This is a genomic window from Ancylobacter rudongensis (genome assembly GCF_900100155.1).
GTDB classification, from domain to species: Bacteria; Pseudomonadota; Alphaproteobacteria; order Rhizobiales; family Xanthobacteraceae; genus Ancylobacter; species Ancylobacter rudongensis.
This window is the reverse complement of the sequence record NZ_FMTP01000002.1, coordinates 626,249-641,967: the sequence shown is the minus strand read 5'-3', so window position 1 is coordinate 641,967 and position 15,719 is coordinate 626,249. Positions and strand designations below refer to the sequence as shown.

The window sequence follows — 15,719 nt, the reverse complement described above, 5'->3', positions numbered from 1 at the left end:
CAACCAATCTGACTATTCCAACAGGAGAAGATCATGGAAGCGGAAGCCGCCAAGTTCCTCGGCGCCGGTCTCGCCACGCTCGGCATGGGCCTCGCCGCCATCGGCGTCGGTACCATCTTCGGCAACTTCCTCGCGGGCGCCCTGCGCAACCCGTCGGCGGCCGATGGCCAGTTCGCCCGCGCCTTCATCGGCGCGGCGCTTGCCGAAGGTCTGGGCATCTTCTCGCTCGTCGTCGCCCTCGTCCTCCTCTTCGTGGTCTGATGCCTCACCCGGCCGCACGGGCCCCAGGCGGGTCTGTGCGGCCGGGATGAGCGGCCATCAGCAGTGATCGAGGAAGTCTGAACCCATGTCCGAGCCCCACGGTCCGGCCGGTATCATTGTCGCACAGGCGGCGCCGGGCACTCTGCCGGCCGCAAGCGGTGTGGAGATTGCCGTGCCCGCAGCAGAAGCACACGGTAGCAACTTCCCTCCCTTCGATGTTCATACCTTTCCCTCGCAGCTCCTCTGGCTGGTGATTGCGTTCGCCGCGCTCTACCTGCTGATGAGCCGCGTGGCGCTGCCGCGCATCGCCACCATCCTCGAAGAGCGGCATGACCGCATTGCCGACGATATCGAGGAAGCCGGCAAGCTGAAGGCGGAAAGCGAAGCGGCGGCCGAAGCTTATGAGAAGGCCCTCGCCAGCGCCCGCACCAAGGCCCATGGCATCGCCACCGAGACGCGCGACACGCTGGCGGCGGAAGCCGAGACGCGCCGCAAGTCGCTGGAAGCCGACCTGAACGTCAAGCTGGCGGCGGCCGAAGTGCAGATCGCCGCCACCAAGACGGCGGCCATGGCCAATGTCCGCGGCATTGCCGTCGAGGCGGCTGGCACCATCGTCAACACGCTTATCGGCACCACGCCCACGTCGGGCGCGGTCGAAGAGGCGGTCGACACCGCCATCAAGGGCTGAGGAGCGCACCATGGGTAGTGATACTTTCTGGGTCGCCGTCGCCTTCGTGATCTTCTTTCTCCTGCTCGCCCGGGCGGGAGCCTTCTCTGGGATCGTCTCCAAGCTCGACGCGCGCGGTGACCGCATCCGGCATGAGCTGGAAGAAGCCCGCCGACTGAAGGAAGAGGCGCAGAAGCTCGTCGCCGAATACAAGCGGCGCCAGCGCGAAGCCGAGGAAGAGGCCGAGGCGATCATCACCACGGCCAAGGCCGAGGCCGAGCGCCTTGCCGCCGAAACCAAGCAGAAGCTGGATGACCTCATCGTCCGCCGCACGAAGATGGCCGAGCAGAAGATCGCCCAGGCAGAGGCGCAGGCCCTCGCCGAAGTGAAGGCCGCTGCGGCCGATGCGGCGGTTAAGGCTTCGGAGCTTCTCCTGACCACTCAGCTGGTCGGCAGCGCCGCGGACCGGGTGCTTGACGCGGCCGTCGCCGAGGTGACATCGAAGCTCAACTGAGCGACTGATTCCACTGAACAACAGAAGCCCGGTTAGCGCCGGGCTTTTTGTTTGCTGCCTTATGGTGCTATGAAACCTCTTCAATCTAGGCGGGGGCGGGACAGTGCATGGGCGAGTTCTGGGTGTTCGAAAACTGGACCCACAACTATATCCGGGTCCATCGGCGCAACTGCTGCATGTGCAATAATGGGCGCGGCATTCACACTGGGGCCCCCGAGCGAAATGGACGCTGGCACCCGGCGGAGACGCGCGAGCAGGCGCTGCTTCTGGCCCAACGGCTCGGCAAGACGATCATCGCCGAGTGCGCCACGTGCGGCGGGTGAGAGGCATAGCGGCATCGGTGCGCGAGGCCGGGCGCCCTAGCTGGTCCAGCGGCGTGGGCGGTAGAAGGTGTGCTCGCCGATACGGTCGAGCTTGCGCATTTCGCGGATCCAGTTCGGGCGTACCGAACGCGCATGGTAATGCGTCGCCCGGCCGACCTTGTCGTCCCAGACGCGCCCTTCCAGCATGTCGCTGGCAATCTCCTTCGCCTGCTTCCAGAGTTCCGGCTCCGTCACTACGTCGCGGACATTGTCGCAGGCGAAGGTGAACTGGCAGGCGAGCCGGCGATGGGCATTCTGGTACACGGCACGGCAGATGTCGGCGGGGTAGTAGCCGGAGAAGACCCGGTTCATCACCACCTGCGCCACAGCGACCTGCCCGCGCCGGGGTTCTCCCCGGCTCTCGAAATACACCGCTTCGGCGAGGCATTTTTCCGCCCGCTCGCGCCGCTTGCCGGCGAGGCCCAGCCGCTCCGCCGGTGAGGGACCGTCGGTGACACGTCGCGAGTCGGCCTCGGCTTTGTGCGCTTCGGTGGTGCCGCTGTCGCCGCCAGGCAAGGCGCTCATGTGCAGGAATGGCTGGGGCGGCAGGGCGTTCTCGTCCAGCCCGAAGATGAAGGCGCTCTGACGATAGAGAGGAAGGGAGGGGTCCGCGTCAGGTGAGGGCGCAGACACCGCGTCGGCGCCGTCCAGCGCCGCCGCCAGCGCGCCGTCGTCGGGAACGCGGATCTCGGTGTCGCCGGTGTCGAGGCCGGGGCCATCCTCCTCAAGCTGGGCGGGGTCGCCGGTCGGGTCGCCGGCCGCTACGGCGTAGAGGCCGTCCGCTGGCACTGCACCGAGTTCAGCGTTGTCGTCGTTTTCGAACGGATCGGTGCCGCTGCCGGTAAAGCCGGATGGCTCCGTTCCGCTGCCGGCTCCGGTGGCGGCGAATTGGTCGGCGCGAACCATCGTACCGGCACCGGCACCGGCGCCAGCGAGGCTGGGCGGCGTGGCGACACCAGAGACGGCGAGCGGGTCGGCATCGAGCAGCGTCACCGGCGTAAGCGCCAGCCGGTCTGCCTTGACAACGCGGTTGATGTCGATCGCCAGGGCGGCCAGCGGCGGAGCGGTGATTTCGGACGGAGCCAGCAGCGCCGAATGGGAGGGCCAGGCGAAGGTGGAGGCCTTCAGCAGGTGTACCGGCTCGCCGAGGATGGAGATGCGGGCGCGTTCGGCGACGCCAGGCTGGCCTGTCAGGCGGCTCCGTACGTCCTGCAAGCCGACAGTCGACGAGCCGACGAGAAAGACCGCCAGCGCCGTGGCGCCGGTCCGGCCCATTCTCCGAATGCGCGTTGAGATTCGCATGTTACCCGACGCCCACGCACCACCACGCAACTAAACCCGCCGTGCGTGCCCGCTGTGCCACAGGCAAGGGCAGGCGCGTCCGCGCCATCCAGTTGTCGCGCATTAACCTTGCCCGAGCGTTAATGCCGTTGCGGCAAGGGTGGACCGGCCTTCTTGCGCTCAGTCCGGGCGAGGGGCGGCGGCCCGACGCAGGCGGTCGGCGATGGCCTCCCCGAGGCCGTGGCGCGGCAGCGGCACCACGGCGATGCCTTGGGCGCCGGCCGCATCCAGTTCCCGCAGCAGCGCAAACAGGCGGGAGGCGGCCTCGACCAGGTCGCCGGACGGGCTGAGGTCGCGCACCAGCGCTGCAGTCTCGCTGCCGGGCGGGCGGGCACCGGCGAAGCTCAACAGTGCCTCGCCGGGTCGAATCTCGTGAACGTTGAGCCGCACCGGCACGGAGGGCGCGTAATGGGACACGAGCATGCCGGGGGCGAGCGGGCCGGTCTTTGGACCGGATGTCTCCGGTGACGGCGCGGCGATCGCCAGCGGTACACTGAGCGCCGCCTCGATCGTCTCGCGCGCCAGCCCGCCGGGACGTAGGAGGACAGGCGCGCCGCCTGTGCAGTCCAGAATCGTTGATTCTACGCCGACAGCACAGGGACCGGCATCGAGGATCAGGTCGATACGACCGTCGAGATCGGCGAGGACATGGGCGGCCGTGGTGGGCGAGACATGGCCGGAGCGGTTGGCGCTGGGGGCTGCGATGGGCCGCCCGGCGGCCACCAGCACTGCCTGCGCCGCAGGATGAGCAGGCACGCGGATGGCAACGCTCGCGAGGCCGGCACGGGCGAGTTCGCAGGTGGCCCCCTCAAGCGCGGGCACCACCAGCGTCAGCGGTCCCGGCCAGAAGCGGCCGGCAAGCCTCTCGGCGGCCGGGGTGAAGAGGCCGACACGCCGGGCAGCCGCGAGGTCCGGTACATGGGCGATCAGCGGGTTGAAGCTCGGACGTCCCTTGGCGGCATAGAGACTGGCGACGGCGAGGGGATCGGTTGCGTCGCAGCCGAGGCCGTAGACCGTCTCTGTCGGCAGAGCCACCAGCCCACCGGCACGCAGCAGGCGCGCGGCGTCTGCGATGCCGGCGGCGTCTGACGCCAGCATCCGGGTCGTCCGCCGGGGCGGGCGCGTCATTGACGCCGGTCGCCCGCTCGTGCTTGTCGCCACGCTTGCATCTCCCGCTTAGGCGCGCTCGGATAGGCTCTCCCGCCCGGCGGGTCAACGTCACGCCCCGGGCTGGCCGGGGCAGGAGGCGGAAAAAACGCCCCGCACATGGCTGGCCCCCTCCGGCGGCGTGGCCTATCGTCCACCGCTTGCCGGGCCAAGAGAGCCAACGACCGGGACGACCAAGGATCTGCCAAAGGAACGCCATGACCACATTGCTGATCGCGCATGACGCCTGCCTCGAACACCTCACGCCCTCCGGTCATCCCGAGCGTCCCGACCGGGTGCGGGTGCTGAACCGGGTGTTCGAGGGCGAGCAGTTCGCCACGCTGGCGCGCGAACAGGCGCCGGTGGCCGCGCGCGAGGATATCGTTCGCGTGCACCCGGAGGATTATGTCGCCGCCCTGGAGGAGGCCAGTCCGACTGAGGGTATGGTGCGTATCGACGGCGACACGGTGATGTCGCCCGGCACCGGCGAGGCGATCTGGCGCGGCGTCGGCGGCGCGGTGCTGGGCGTCGACGAGGTGCTGTCCGGCAAGGTGGACAACGCCTTCGTCTCCATGCGCCCGCCTGGCCACCACGCCGAGACCCGCACCCCGATGGGCTTCTGCCTATTCAACAATGTGGCCATCGCCGCCCGCCACGCCCAGAAGGTGCATGGCATTGGCCGCGTCGCCATCGTCGATTTCGACGTGCATCATGGCAATGGCACGCAGGAAATCTTCTTTTCCGATCCGAGCGTGATGTACGCCTCCACCCACCAGATGCCGCTGTTCCCCGGCACCGGCGCCGTGGGTGAGCGCGGCACCACCGACAACATCGTCAACGCCCCGCTGCGCTCAGGCGATGATGGCGAGCATTTCCGCCAGGCGTTCGAGACCCGCATCTTGCCGCGTCTGCAGGCCTTCGGGCCGGAGCTCCTGATCATTTCCGCTGGTTTCGATGCCCATACGCGCGACCCGCTCGGTAATATCAACCTGTTGGAAGACGATTATACCTGGGTGACGAAGAAGCTGATGGACATTGCCGACACACATTGCGGCGGCAGGATCGTCTCGGTGCTGGAGGGCGGCTACGACCTCGAAGGTCTGGCTCGCTCGGCTTCCGCCCATGTCATGGCGCTGATGCGCGGCTGAGCGCGAGGGGGTGAGAACAGCGCCCCCTGCCTGTATAAGGGGCGCGACTCGACGGATGGAGGAGAATCGGATGGTCGATGCGGCGGACGTGAACGCGCTGAGCTTCGAGAAGGCGCTCGCCGAGTTGGAGACCATCGTTGCCAAGCTCGAAGGTGGCAATGTCCCGCTGGAGGAGTCCATTGCGCTCTATGCCCGCGGCGAGGCACTCAAGGCGCGCTGCGACGCGCTGCTAAAGGACGCCGAGGCGCGGGTCGAGAAGATAACGCTCAGCGCCGACGGTCGTCCCGTGGGGGCCCAGCCGCTGGATGGGGAATAGCGCGCCTGACGCGGTTCGCCGATGACCATTCGGCTGCGTGCCCACCACCTGCTCTGCCTGCTGACATTTGTCGGCCGGGGCTACACGCTCGTCTTCACCGCCCACTACCGACGCATTGTCGTCCGGCTGAATGAGGGCGAGGTGGTGGAACTGGTGGAGGGGCCGGACGATATCTGCACCCCCATGCTGGACGAACCCGGGCACCATTGCCGCAATGCCAGTATCGGCCTGCGCGATACGCAGGCGCGGATGGCGATTGCGGGACTGCTGGGCCGCCCGCTGGAGCCCGGACGAGCGATCACCCTGACGACCGAGCGGATTGAGCGGATGCGAAGGGCCTTTGCCGAGGGGGCCATGCGGGCCGCCTGCGCGGGGTGCCAATGGTCGGATTTCTGCACGCAGATCGCCGCGCAGGGGTTTGCGGGAACACGGCTCTCCGGCGCAGGCCTCAGCCCGTCCGGAGGCTGCGGCATTCCGGATTGAACACCCGCACCTTTGAGGCCGGGTGGCGGGCCAACGCCGCTTCGGGCCGCACCGGGCGGCGCACCAGCTCGCCCGTGCAATTGGGGCAGATGCCGCCCAGCACGGCGCCGGCGCAATCGACGCAGAAGGTGCACTCAAACGTGCAGATCAGCGCCTCGCGCGAGCCCGGTGGCAGGTCGCGGTCGCAGCATTCACAACTCGGACGAAGCTCCAGCATGCCGCGCTCCCTTCGCTCTCAGTAGACGCCCGGAATCAGCCGCGCCGTGCGGGCGCTGTAGGCGCGGTATTCGTCGCCGAACGTGTCGAGCATCATCTTCTCCTCGCGGCCGATGCGGAAGGCATAGAGGATGCCGAAGCCGATGAGACCGGCGGGGCCGGCGATCCAGTTCGGGATCAGGATCAGTTGCGCCAGCGCCCACAGGAAGAAGGCCGAGTACATTGGGTGGCGCACATGCCGGTACACGCCGCCGGTGATGAGCTTGTGCGCGTCCTTGATCTCCAGCGTCACCGACCAGTTCTTGCCGAGGTCGCGATGGGTGCGGCGGAACAGCCAGAGCGAGAAGAGGAAGGTGAGGGTGCCCAGCGCGAACTGCACCGGCGAATAGGGATAGTTGGCACCGTCGAACGCCGGAGAGGTCGCCCATAGCAGCGGGACAATGCCGAGGCCCAAGGTCGAGCAGGAGAGCAGCACGAGCTCACGAAGCCGGTCGCGGGCGTCGATGACGCGCTCGCGCTTCACCTTGCGCTCGAAGGGCAGGCGGATGACGTACCAGCCGATGCAGCCGGCGGCCCACACGATCTTGGCGGCGACGAGAAGGGTCATGAAGCGTCCGTTGTTTCAGGCGATCAGGGTGCCATCCGCCGCGAAGCGACCCACCGGCCCCTCCGCACGCGCGGACAGGTCGGGGAAGGGAAGCGGGCCGAGGGCGAACATGAAATAGTCGTAGGGCGCCTTCTGCTCATTCGCCAGCAGGAACTGGTAGTGCAGCCGCATGGCGTGCCAGCGCAGCCGCTTCAGCTTGGCGTGGGTGAGCATTTCCTTGATGTTGGCGTTGCGCAGCAGGGGCGGGCTGGGCTCGGCGTGGTCGAAGCCGGCGCGGCGCAGCGTCACCGGGTGGAATTTGTAGAAATTGATGGCGTCGTGCCGCGCCTGGTACTCAACCCAGGTGAGGCCGGGTGTCTGCGCGATCCGGGCAGCCTGCCGGCGCACCTTGCCGCCCTTGGCGTGCAGCGCGAGCTTGGGGATGGTGGCGCCGCAGGTGAGCAGGTTGACCCGCGTCTGGCCCTCCGTCAGGCCGGGATCGAGATCGAGCGCGCGGTCGATCACGCCAAGCATCAGCGTCGCCCCCAGGCTGTGGCCGACGAGGATGATCTCGTCATGATTGCCGGTGCGGACCGCCTCCCGCAGCACCTCGGCGAAGCGATCGAGCCGGGCGTCCAGGACGGGCGTGCGATCGTGCAGATAGTCACGCGCCAGATCCCAGTCGTCGAGCGCCTGATGCAGCCGCCAGTCGCGTCCCGGCCGGTGGAACAGGGCGAAGAAGGTGGCGGTGCCGGCGGCGAAGGCGAGAATCCAGGTCAGCGGGGCCGGCAGGAACGGCGAGGCGGCCCAGTGGGCGAGGCTTCCGACAAGCGCGCCGCCGGCCAGAAACAGCGCGCAGATAAGATAGGGGAAAAAGAAGAAAGCGCCGTAGCGCGGGCTGGCGCGGAAGTAGCCCCGCGCCGCGCCGCCGAGCAGAAAATCCCACAGCCCTCCGAAGCCGCGCCACAGCCGCACCGGGTCCGGCCGCGCGTCCAGCGCCCCGATGATGTCCTCCCAGCGCAGGATGCGGTATTCGGTGTGCGTCGACCAGTTCGGCCCGCGCGCGGCGACATCCCAGCGGGCATAGGGCTGCGCCCCGTCGTCGAGCCGGGGCGTCACGTCAACCTCCACCGACCAGAGCTTGCCGAACCGTTCCGCCTGGTTGGTGAAGCGGCCATGGTGATAGTCCATATCGGTCGGGTCGTGGCCGGGGAAGAACAGTACCAGCCGCCGGAAGGTCCGGTTGGTCGGCGTGTCGGTGCGGGGCGCGTCGACGAGAGGGCTGTCGATGGCGACACCCGCGTCAGCGGGCCCCCGCGTTCTGTCGTCCCTGTGCGTCGACGTCGCGACTCGTGCTTCCATGTGGCGTTTTTAAAGGAAGCTGGGCCGCGTGGCCAACGCCGCGTCGGTCCGTCCGCGCGGTCTCCACATCCGGTTGCGCCCGGGGTCGCTCCCGGGGGTCGCGCGAGCGTGCGTTGCGTGCCCCGCCGTCCTTGTGTATGCCGTTGGACTTCGCCCGGCGGCGCGTGCCCTGTGTGTGTGCCATCGGCGAATGTGTTTTCGGAGCCGTTCTTGACCCGTCCCTCGACGCCGCTACTCGACACCATCCGCGAGCCGGCCGATCTGCGCCGCTTGCCGGAGGAGCAGTTGCCGCAGATCGCGGCGGAACTGCGCGAGGAGATGATCGACGCGGTTTCCGTCACCGGCGGTCACCTTGGCGCAGGTCTCGGCGTGGTCGAACTGACGGTGGCGCTGCATCATGTGTTTGATACGCCCAATGACCGGCTGATCTGGGATGTCGGGCACCAGTGCTACCCGCACAAGATCCTCACCGGACGGCGCGAGCGCATGCGGACGCTGCGCCAGGGCGGCGGGCTCTCCGGCTTCACCAACCGGGCTGAGAGCGAATATGATCCTTTCGGCGCCGGTCATTCCTCGACCTCCATCTCAGCCGGCCTCGGCATGGCCGTGGCGCGTGACCTCGGCGGCGGTCAGCGCAACGTGGTGTGCGTGATCGGCGACGGCGCTATGTCGGCCGGCATGGCCTATGAGGCGATGAACAATGCCGGGGCGATGGATTCGCGCCTGATCGTCATCCTCAACGACAACGACATGTCGATCGCCCCGCCGGTGGGGGCCATGTCGGCCTATCTGGCGCGGCTGCTGTCCGGGCGCACCTATCGCTCGCTGCGGGAGACAGCCAAGCAACTCGCCGGCAATCTGCCAAAGTTCTTTGGTCGGCAGGCAGCGCGGGCGGAGGAGTTCGCGCGCGGCTTCTGGACCGGCGGCACGCTGTTCGAGGAACTCGGCTTCTACTACGTAGGGCCGATCGACGGCCACAATCTCAGCCATCTGCTCCCCATTCTGCGCAATGTGCGCGACGCTGAGACCGGCCCGGTGCTGGTCCATGTCGTGACCCAGAAGGGCAAGGGCTATCCGCCGGCGGAAGCTTCCGCCGACAAGTATCACGGCGTGCAGCGCTTCGATGTTGCCACCGGGGCGCAGAAGAAGGTGGCCTCCAACGCGCCCAGCTTCACGCGGGTCTTCGCCGAGAGCCTGATCGAGGAAGCCCGCCACGACAACAAGATCGTCGCCATCAATGCCGCCATGCCGGCCGGTACCGGGCTCGACCTGTTCGGCGCGGCCTTTCCCGCGCGCTGCTTCGATGTCGGCATTGCCGAGCAGCATGCCGTGACCTTCGCCGCCGGGCTGGCGACCGAGGGCTACAAGCCGTTCTGCGCCATCTACTCGACCTTCCTGCAGCGGGCCTATGACCAGATCGTCCATGACGTGGCGATCCAGCGTCTGCCGGTGCGCTTCGCCATCGACCGCGCCGGTCTGGTGGGGGCGGACGGCGCCACCCATGTCGGCGCCTTCGACGTGCCCATGCTCGCCACCCTGCCGGGCATGGTGGTGATGGCGGCGGCGGATGAGGCGGAACTGATGCATATGGTCGCCACGGCTGCGGCTTACGATGAAGGTCCGATCGCCTTCCGCTACCCTCGCGGCGAGGGCGTGGGCGTGGAGCGTCCGGTGCGCGGCACGCCGCTGGAGATCGGGCGTGGGCGCGTGGTGCGCGAGGGCTCGAAGATCGCCCTGCTCTCGCTCGGTACCCGGCTCGCCGCTTGCCTGTCCGCTGCGGAGCAACTTGCCGGATTCGGCCTGTCGACCACGGTGGCTGATGCGCGCTTCGCAAAGCCAATCGACCGTGATCTGGTGCTGCGGCTCGCCCGCGAGCACGAGGTGCTTGTCGTGGTGGAAGAAGGCGCCGTGGGCGGCTTCGGCAGCCATGTGCTGACCCTGCTGGCCGAGGCGGGCGCCCTCGATCGCGGTCTCAAGATCCGCACCCTTGCCTTGCCTGATCGCTTCATCGAGCAGGATTCCCCGTCCAGCCAGATGCACGAGGCCGGCCTCGACGCGGAAGGCATCGTGCGCGGCGTCTTCACTGCGCTCGGCCGCGAGGAAGAAGCCGCGCTCCCGCTGCTGCGCGGCTGAGCCGCCCCGGATTCGTCATGAGTTCAGAATCGTCCAAGCCCATCGGTCGTGACCGCGCCGACCGGGTGCTGGTGGGACGCGGCATCTTCGACAGCCGCGCCCGCGCCCAGGCGGCGATCGAGGCCGGCCTCGTCACCGCCGATGGCAAGCGGGTTGCAAAACCCTCCGAGACGATTTCCGCCACCGCCACCATCGAGGCGCGCGAGGCCTATGAATGGGTGTCGCGCGCCGGGCTGAAGCTGGAAGCGGCGCTCGACGCCGCCGAGCTTGGTGTCGAGGGGCTGGAGGCACTGGATGTTGGTGCCTCCACCGGCGGCTTTACCGAGGTGCTGCTGGCGCGCGGCGCCTTGCGGGTGCACGCCGTCGATGTTGGGCGCGGGCAACTCCATGAGCGCCTGCGGGGCGATCCGCGCATTGTCTCGCTGGAGGAGACCGACATAAGGAGCCTCGCGCCCGGCGCGGTGCCGAAGGCGGGCATCATCACGGTCGACGTGTCGTTCATCTCGCTGCACCAGGTGCTGCCGGCACTTCTCCCTCATGCGGCGACAAAGGCGCATCTGGTGGCGCTGGTGAAGCCGCAGTTCGAGGTCGGTCGCGACAAGCTGTCCAAGGGCGGCATCGTGAAAGACGCCGAGGCTCGCGCCGAGGCGGCGGCGCGCATCGTGGCCCTGCTGGAGGAACTCGGCTGGAAGGTGACACACAGGCTCGTCTCGCCCGTGCTGGGCGGGGACGGCAATGAGGAGAGTCTTCTCGTGGCGGCGCGGGCGGAGTGATGCCGCCCGCGCCTTTACCCCAGGAACGGCGCCGGTCAGGCGCGGCGCGTCTGGCCGCCGCTGGCGACCAGCATCCCCGCGACCTTTTCCGAGACATAGCCCAGCGCGGCGCCGACGATCATCGACAGCACGATCGTTGCCAGCGGATTGGCGAGGTTGGCCGCCGTCAGGTTGGCGAGGCCGTCGGTGGCAAGCAGCGAATAGCCCGCCATGGCGGCGAAGCCATAGACCATCGCCGGAATGGCGGCGAAGGCCGGAAGATGGCCGAGCAGGATCATCACCAGTACGCCGACGCCGACGCAGATGCCGGCCCATACGGGCAGGCCGAGCATCTCGCCGAGCCCGCCGCGGCTGACCGCCAGCAGGGTGAGCCACGCCATGACGGCGCCGGCGATGTTGGCGAGGACCGTAGCCTTGAGCCCGGCTTCCTTGCCACCGCAGTGGAAGAAGCAGGCCCAGGCAATGAAGGCGGCCCAGATTTGCAGGCCACCGGCGAGAGGCCCGAGAAACAGCCAGGTCGCGACGCCCCCAAGGACGCCAACGCTGATGGCAAGTGCGGAAACAAGCGGCATTCTTTCCCCCTTTTATGTGTTGAGATACTTATTATTATATGCGGGTGCTAAGTAAACGAGGCTGTCCATTTGTAGAAGTGGAATCAGCCGCGCGTATATTAGCGTGGATTATTGTTTTGAGAATGAGGGTTTAAGTTTCTGGACGTGGGGAAGCTGAATTTTTCTCGCAAATACATTATAACTTATGGATCATGATAGAGGTGAAGCCCGGATGAGCGTGACCAAGCTCGACATTGCGCGGATCGGCCATCGGGGCGACGGCATTGCCGACACGCCGGAGGGGCCGGTCTTCGTGCCGCTGACCCTGCCCGGCGAGGCGGTGGAGGTTGAGCGCGCGCACGACCGGGCGCGCTTGCTCGCGGTTCTCGCGCCGAGCCCGGAGCGGATCGCGCCGATCTGCCCTCATTTCGGCCCGTGTGGCGGCTGCGCGCTGCAGCACTGGGCGGCGGCGCCCTATGAGGCCTGGAAGCGCGGCCTCGTCGTTGAGACGCTGGCGCGGGCCGGGATCGAGACCGAGGTGGCCTCACTGGTGCCGGCACATGGCGAGGGCCGTCGACGGGCGACCTTCCACGCGCGCGGCACCGGCGGCAGCGCGCCGCAGGGGCGTGACGTGCTGGCGGTGGGTTTCGCCGGACGGCGCAGCCATGCGGTGGTGGCGATCGACGCCTGCCCCATTCTTGCGCCCGGCCTCGATGGCGCGCTCAAAGCCGCCTGGGCGGTGGCGCAGGAACTGGTGCCGATCGCCAAACCGCTCGACATCCAGGTGACGGCGACCGAAACCGGGCTCGACATGGATGTGCGCGGCAGCGGCCCGCTAAAGCCGAACCGTGTCGTCGCCCTGGCTGAGATCGCCGGCGCGCACGGGCTGGCGCGTCTCACCCGGCATGGCGAGCTGGTGCTACAGCGCGAGCCGCCCCTGCTTACCATGGGCCGCGCGCGCGTCGCCCTGCCGCCCGGTTCCTTCCTGCAGGCCACCGCAGCGGGGGAGGCGGCGCTGGCGCGGCTGGTGATGGAGGCGGTGGAGGGCGCACGCGGCGCGGCGCGCGCGGTCGACCTGTTCTCGGGCGTCGGCACCTTCGCGCTGCGGCTTGGCGAGCGGGTGCGGGTGGCGGCCTATGAAGCCTCCGCCCCCGCGATCGAGGCGCTGACCAAGGCGGTGCGCGGCGCGGCCGGGCTGAAGCCGGTGACGGGCGAGGTGCGCGACCTTTTTCGCCGGCCGCTGTTCGCGCCGGAGCTGAAGTGCGTCGATGTCGCGGTGTTCGACCCGCCGCGCCAGGGGGCGGAGGCGCAGGCGCGCCAGCTGGCTGCGAGCGCCGTGCCGCTGGTGATCGGCGTGTCCTGCGACACCACCACCTTCGCCCGCGACGCGCAGATACTGATCGAGGGCGGCTACCGGCTGGAGCGCGTCACCCCGGTCGACCAGTTCCTCTATTCCTCGCATGTGGAACTGGTGGGCGTGTTCCGGCGCTGAACGGGCGGCGGGGCGAAAGCCGGCCGCCAGTCTCAATTGCCCCAGCGTTCCATCCACATGCGCTCACCGATGGTGCAGGAGACGCGCGGTTCGGCGCTGGAGGCCGGGCGGATCAGCCCGGTCTCGGGCGGGCGGACGCCGGCGATTTCCAGCACCAGCTTGGTCTTGATGGCGTCGGCGAATTCATGCGGCCCGCGCACCGGAATGACAAAGGCGCCGGGGCCGCCGATGACGCAGTCCTCGTAATAAATGTCGAGGTCGCCAATATCGAGCAGCGAGCCGGTGGCCTGCTTGAGCATGAGCGGCAGGCCGTTGATGGTGATGCCGCGCGCGGCGATGGCGTCGCGCGTCACATCCACCAGCGGTCCCTGATTATTGGTGCCGTCGCCGGATATGTCGATCACCCGCCGGAGGCCGCGAATGCCGTTGCCCTCGATGAGGTCGGCGCTGAAAGTCATCGCGCTGGAAATCGAGGTGCGGTAGACGCGGCGCAGCGGCGCGGCGCCGATGGCGGCGGCGAAGGCGCGGGCCTCACTGGGGCTGCCCACCAGCATCCAGTCGACCACCAGCTTCTGCTCGTCCGCGCCGGCCCATTCGACATAGGCGATGGCGATGCGGCCATTGGGGCCCAGCCGCAGCGCGTTGAGGAATTCCGGCGAGGTGACGGCCTGCATGTAGCCTTCGCGCTGCAGCGCCAGCTCGTCGAGGTCCATCGAGTAGGAGACGTCGACCGCCAGCACCAGCTCGACATCGACGGTGTCAGCGGCGCGCGCGCCACTGGCGGCCGTCAGGCTGCACAGGGCGGCGAGCAGGGCGAGAAACGCACGCATGCGCGACATCGCGACCTCCGTCGGTGACGGGACCTCGACGTTTCGGAGAACCGTCACGCCCATGGTGACATGAGGGGCGCGGGGGCACGAGCCGAAAGTGCAGGCGGGCGCCGGTGCCCGATGCCGTTCGCGTGAGCGGGCTACCGGGGTAGCGAACGCTCACGCGTGTCAGACGTCCAGCGTCTCGGTGCCTGTGATCTCGATGCCGAAGCCGGCGACGCCGACATAGGTGCGGGCGCGCGAGGCCAGCAGGCGGATGGAAGAGATGCCGAGATCGCGCAGGATCTGCGCCCCGAGGCCGACCTCGCGCCAGTTCTGGTCGCGGATCTTGGCGCTCTCGATCTTGTCCTCGCCGCCCATGGTGACGGCGGGCACGCCTGTGGTGCCGTCGCGCAGATAGACCAGCACGCCGCGCCCTTCCGCCTTGATCCGCTCCAGCGAGGCACGGATCGCCTTGCCGCCGGTGAACACGTCGCCGATCGGGTCGGCCCGGTGCAGGCGCACCAGCACGTCGCGGCCGTCGCCGATCTTGCCGTGGATGAGGGCGATGTGGTTCACCGGCTCGAACGGGGTGACATAGGAAATGGCGTGCATCTCGCCCACTGCCGTCGGGGCGGCGAATTCGGCGGTGCGGCTGACCAGCTTCTCGCGCAGCTGGCGATAGGCGATGAGATCGGCGACCGAGATCCGGGTGAGCTTGTGCGCGGCGGCGAAGTCGGTGACCTTCGGCCCGCGCATCACCGAGCCGTCATCGTTCACCAGTTCGCAGATGACGCCGACCGGCTCCAGCCCGGCCAGCCGGCACAGATCCACCGCCGCCTCGGTATGGCCGGAGCGCATCAGCACGCCGCCTTCCTTGGCGATGAGCGGGAAGATGTGGCCGGGGCGGACGAAATCCACCGCGCCGGCATTGGGGTTGGCGAGGCCGCGCACGGTGGCGGTGCGGTCCTCGGCGGAAATGCCCGTCGTGGTGCCGTGGCGGTAATCGACCGAGATGGTGAAGGCGGTGGAGTGCGGGGCGTCGTTGTCCGTCACCATCGGGTTGAGCCGCAGCCGCTTGGCATGCTCGGCGGTGAGCGGGGTGCAGACGATGCCCGAGGTGTGGCGGACGATGAAGGCAAGCTTTTCCGCCGTCGCGAACTGGGCGGCGACGATGAGGTCGCCCTCATTCTCGCGGTCGTCGTCATCGGTGACGACGAGCATCTCGCCCCGGGCAAAGGCTTCGATCGCCGCTTCGACGCGGGCCTGCAGATTGTCGGTCATGAATATCGCCTCCACGCTCGCGAGCCCGAGGAAATCGTTCGGCGTCACCGCGCCGCCGGTAGCGGCGGCGATGCGCCCGCCCGCTTCCCGCGAAATCCAGGCCGTTTCGTCCTTGCACAGCGCGGTGATGCTGGCCGGTGACAGGCCGACGGCGCGCGCGAAGGCGCTCTTGGTCGTGCCTGTGGTGGTGAGCCAGTCCGCGAGTTTCATGACGCGACGATAAAGGTGCGACTATTCACTGGCAATGAAAATTCTAGACCGTTTCAGTCATACTG

At 68.3% G+C, this 15,719-nt stretch carries 18 protein-coding genes; 10 read left to right on the top strand and 8 right to left on the bottom strand.

Annotated elements, in window-relative coordinates:
• Positions 1-33: 33 nt before the first annotated feature.
• The 4 genes from BLO63_RS07980 (at position 34) to BLO63_RS07965 (ending at position 1,765) form a co-directional block, all read left to right on the top strand.
• Complete coding sequence (locus BLO63_RS07980) at positions 34-261, top strand: F0F1 ATP synthase subunit C (protein WP_018389010.1); 228 nt, start codon at positions 34-36, stop codon at positions 259-261.
• Positions 262-346: 85 nt separating this feature from the next.
• Entirely contained in the window at positions 347-949 is a 603-nt protein-coding gene (locus BLO63_RS07975; RefSeq protein WP_091438599.1) for a F0F1 ATP synthase subunit B, read from the top strand.
• Positions 950-959: 10 nt separating this feature from the next.
• Positions 960-1,442 carry a F0F1 ATP synthase subunit B family protein gene (locus BLO63_RS07970; protein ID WP_091438596.1) on the top strand — a complete coding sequence of 161 codons (483 nt, stop codon included), beginning with the start codon at positions 960-962 and terminating at the stop codon, positions 1,440-1,442.
• A 107-nt stretch (positions 1,443-1,549) separates the two neighbouring features.
• Positions 1,550-1,765 carry a hypothetical protein gene (locus BLO63_RS07965; RefSeq protein ID WP_091438594.1) on the top strand — a complete coding sequence of 72 codons (216 nt, stop codon included), beginning with the start codon at positions 1,550-1,552 and terminating at the stop codon, positions 1,763-1,765.
• Between the two features lie 36 nt (positions 1,766-1,801).
• On the opposite strand, the gene BLO63_RS07960 is transcribed toward BLO63_RS07965, so the two are convergent.
• Together BLO63_RS07960 and BLO63_RS07955 are read right to left on the bottom strand one after the other, a co-directional pair.
• Positions 1,802-3,079 carry a cell wall hydrolase gene (locus tag BLO63_RS07960; protein WP_091438592.1) on the bottom strand — a complete coding sequence of 426 codons (1,278 nt, stop codon included), beginning with the start codon at positions 3,077-3,079 and terminating at the stop codon, positions 1,802-1,804.
• A gap of 186 nt (positions 3,080-3,265) precedes the next feature.
• Positions 3,266-4,243 carry an L-threonylcarbamoyladenylate synthase gene (locus BLO63_RS07955; RefSeq protein ID WP_091438591.1) on the bottom strand — a complete coding sequence of 326 codons (978 nt, stop codon included), beginning with the start codon at positions 4,241-4,243 and terminating at the stop codon, positions 3,266-3,268.
• Between the two features lie 266 nt (positions 4,244-4,509).
• On the opposite strand from BLO63_RS07955, the gene BLO63_RS07950 reads away from it, so the two are divergent.
• The 3 genes from BLO63_RS07950 to BLO63_RS07940 all read left to right on the top strand — a co-directional run bounded on the left by BLO63_RS07950 (position 4,510) and on the right by BLO63_RS07940 (position 6,238).
• A complete protein-coding gene (locus BLO63_RS07950) occupies positions 4,510-5,439 on the top strand; it encodes a histone deacetylase family protein (protein WP_091438588.1) in 930 nt (309 codons plus the stop codon).
• A gap of 70 nt (positions 5,440-5,509) precedes the next feature.
• Positions 5,510-5,755 (top strand): exodeoxyribonuclease VII small subunit, encoded by a 246-nt coding sequence (locus BLO63_RS07945; protein ID WP_091438586.1) that lies wholly within the window; start codon positions 5,510-5,512, stop codon positions 5,753-5,755.
• A gap of 21 nt (positions 5,756-5,776) precedes the next feature.
• Positions 5,777-6,238, top strand: coding sequence for a DUF1284 domain-containing protein (locus BLO63_RS07940; protein ID WP_091438584.1), 462 nt, complete (start codon positions 5,777-5,779; stop codon positions 6,236-6,238).
• On the opposite strand, the gene BLO63_RS07935 is transcribed toward BLO63_RS07940, so the two are convergent.
• Genes BLO63_RS07935 through BLO63_RS07925 form a run of 3 tightly spaced genes read right to left on the bottom strand, consistent with a single transcriptional unit; the run spans position 6,204 to position 8,402 of the window.
• A complete protein-coding gene (locus BLO63_RS07935; RefSeq protein ID WP_091438581.1) occupies positions 6,204-6,455 on the bottom strand; it encodes a DUF1272 domain-containing protein in 252 nt (83 codons plus the stop codon). The two genes, BLO63_RS07940 and BLO63_RS07935, sit on opposite strands and share 35 nt — an antisense overlap.
• An 18-nt stretch (positions 6,456-6,473) precedes the next feature.
• The gene (locus BLO63_RS07930; RefSeq protein WP_091438578.1) at positions 6,474-7,061 is read right to left on the bottom strand and encodes a protein-S-isoprenylcysteine O-methyltransferase; all 588 of its coding nucleotides are present in this window, start codon (positions 7,059-7,061) and stop codon (positions 6,474-6,476) included.
• A gap of 15 nt (positions 7,062-7,076) precedes the next feature.
• Positions 7,077-8,402: a hypothetical protein gene (locus BLO63_RS07925; RefSeq protein ID WP_244517724.1), complete on the bottom strand. Its 1,326-nt coding sequence runs from the start codon at positions 8,400-8,402 to the stop codon at positions 7,077-7,079.
• Positions 8,403-8,612: 210 nt separating this feature from the next.
• Between BLO63_RS07925 and dxs the strand changes: the two genes are divergently transcribed.
• Both dxs and BLO63_RS07915 read left to right on the top strand, forming a co-directional pair.
• On the top strand, positions 8,613-10,535 hold the full coding sequence (dxs, locus tag BLO63_RS07920; protein WP_205409279.1) for a 1-deoxy-D-xylulose-5-phosphate synthase: 1,923 nt from the start codon (positions 8,613-8,615) through the stop codon (positions 10,533-10,535).
• Between the two features lie 17 nt (positions 10,536-10,552).
• Entirely contained in the window at positions 10,553-11,308 is a 756-nt protein-coding gene (locus BLO63_RS07915) for a TlyA family RNA methyltransferase (protein ID WP_091438573.1), read from the top strand.
• A 35-nt stretch (positions 11,309-11,343) separates the two neighbouring features.
• Here BLO63_RS07915 and BLO63_RS07910 read toward each other — a convergent pair whose 3' ends face one another.
• On the bottom strand, positions 11,344-11,880 hold the full coding sequence (locus BLO63_RS07910) for a DUF1097 domain-containing protein (RefSeq protein ID WP_091438570.1): 537 nt from the start codon (positions 11,878-11,880) through the stop codon (positions 11,344-11,346).
• Positions 11,881-12,091: 211 nt separating this feature from the next.
• Here BLO63_RS07910 and BLO63_RS07905 point away from each other — a divergent pair, with 211 nt between their 5' ends.
• The gene (locus BLO63_RS07905) at positions 12,092-13,351 is read left to right on the top strand and encodes a class I SAM-dependent RNA methyltransferase (RefSeq protein WP_091438568.1); all 1,260 of its coding nucleotides are present in this window, start codon (positions 12,092-12,094) and stop codon (positions 13,349-13,351) included.
• A 32-nt stretch (positions 13,352-13,383) separates the two neighbouring features.
• On the opposite strand, the gene BLO63_RS07900 is transcribed toward BLO63_RS07905, so the two are convergent.
• Entirely contained in the window at positions 13,384-14,190 is an 807-nt protein-coding gene (locus BLO63_RS07900; RefSeq protein WP_091438564.1) for a DUF1194 domain-containing protein, read from the bottom strand.
• A gap of 159 nt (positions 14,191-14,349) precedes the next feature.
• Positions 14,350-15,654 carry a 3,4-dihydroxy-2-butanone-4-phosphate synthase gene (ribB, locus tag BLO63_RS07895; protein ID WP_091438562.1) on the bottom strand — a complete coding sequence of 435 codons (1,305 nt, stop codon included), beginning with the start codon at positions 15,652-15,654 and terminating at the stop codon, positions 14,350-14,352.
• Positions 15,655-15,719: the final 65 nt, after the last annotated feature.

Excerpts from the sequence above, each read along its gene's own strand:
- BLO63_RS07980 (WP_018389010.1), top strand. The coding sequence starts at position 34 with ATGGAAGCGGAAGCCGCCAAGTTCCTCGGCGCCGGTCTCGCCACGCTC.
- BLO63_RS07975 (WP_091438599.1), top strand. The coding sequence starts at position 347 with ATGTCCGAGCCCCACGGTCCGGCCGGTATCATTGTCGCACAGGCGGCG.
- BLO63_RS07970 (WP_091438596.1), top strand. The coding sequence starts at position 960 with ATGGGTAGTGATACTTTCTGGGTCGCCGTCGCCTTCGTGATCTTCTTT.
- BLO63_RS07965 (WP_091438594.1), top strand. The coding sequence starts at position 1,550 with ATGGGCGAGTTCTGGGTGTTCGAAAACTGGACCCACAACTATATCCGG.
- BLO63_RS07960 (WP_091438592.1), bottom strand. The coding sequence starts at position 3,079 with ATGGGCCGGACCGGCGCCACGGCGCTGGCGGTCTTTCTCGTCGGCTCG.
- BLO63_RS07955 (WP_091438591.1), bottom strand. The coding sequence starts at position 4,243 with ATGCTGGCGTCAGACGCCGCCGGCATCGCAGACGCCGCGCGCCTGCTG.
- BLO63_RS07950 (WP_091438588.1), top strand. The coding sequence starts at position 4,510 with ATGACCACATTGCTGATCGCGCATGACGCCTGCCTCGAACACCTCACG.
- BLO63_RS07945 (WP_091438586.1), top strand. The coding sequence starts at position 5,510 with ATGGTCGATGCGGCGGACGTGAACGCGCTGAGCTTCGAGAAGGCGCTC.
- BLO63_RS07940 (WP_091438584.1), top strand. The coding sequence starts at position 5,777 with ATGACCATTCGGCTGCGTGCCCACCACCTGCTCTGCCTGCTGACATTT.
- BLO63_RS07935 (WP_091438581.1), bottom strand. The coding sequence starts at position 6,455 with ATGCTGGAGCTTCGTCCGAGTTGTGAATGCTGCGACCGCGACCTGCCA.
- BLO63_RS07930 (WP_091438578.1), bottom strand. The coding sequence starts at position 7,061 with ATGACCCTTCTCGTCGCCGCCAAGATCGTGTGGGCCGCCGGCTGCATC.
- BLO63_RS07925 (WP_244517724.1), bottom strand. The coding sequence starts at position 8,402 with ATGGAAGCACGAGTCGCGACGTCGACGCACAGGGACGACAGAACGCGG.
- BLO63_RS07915 (WP_091438573.1), top strand. The coding sequence starts at position 10,553 with ATGAGTTCAGAATCGTCCAAGCCCATCGGTCGTGACCGCGCCGACCGG.
- BLO63_RS07910 (WP_091438570.1), bottom strand. The coding sequence starts at position 11,880 with ATGCCGCTTGTTTCCGCACTTGCCATCAGCGTTGGCGTCCTTGGGGGC.
- BLO63_RS07905 (WP_091438568.1), top strand. The coding sequence starts at position 12,092 with ATGAGCGTGACCAAGCTCGACATTGCGCGGATCGGCCATCGGGGCGAC.
- BLO63_RS07900 (WP_091438564.1), bottom strand. The coding sequence starts at position 14,190 with ATGTCGCGCATGCGTGCGTTTCTCGCCCTGCTCGCCGCCCTGTGCAGC.
- ribB (WP_091438562.1), bottom strand. The coding sequence starts at position 15,654 with ATGAAACTCGCGGACTGGCTCACCACCACAGGCACGACCAAGAGCGCC.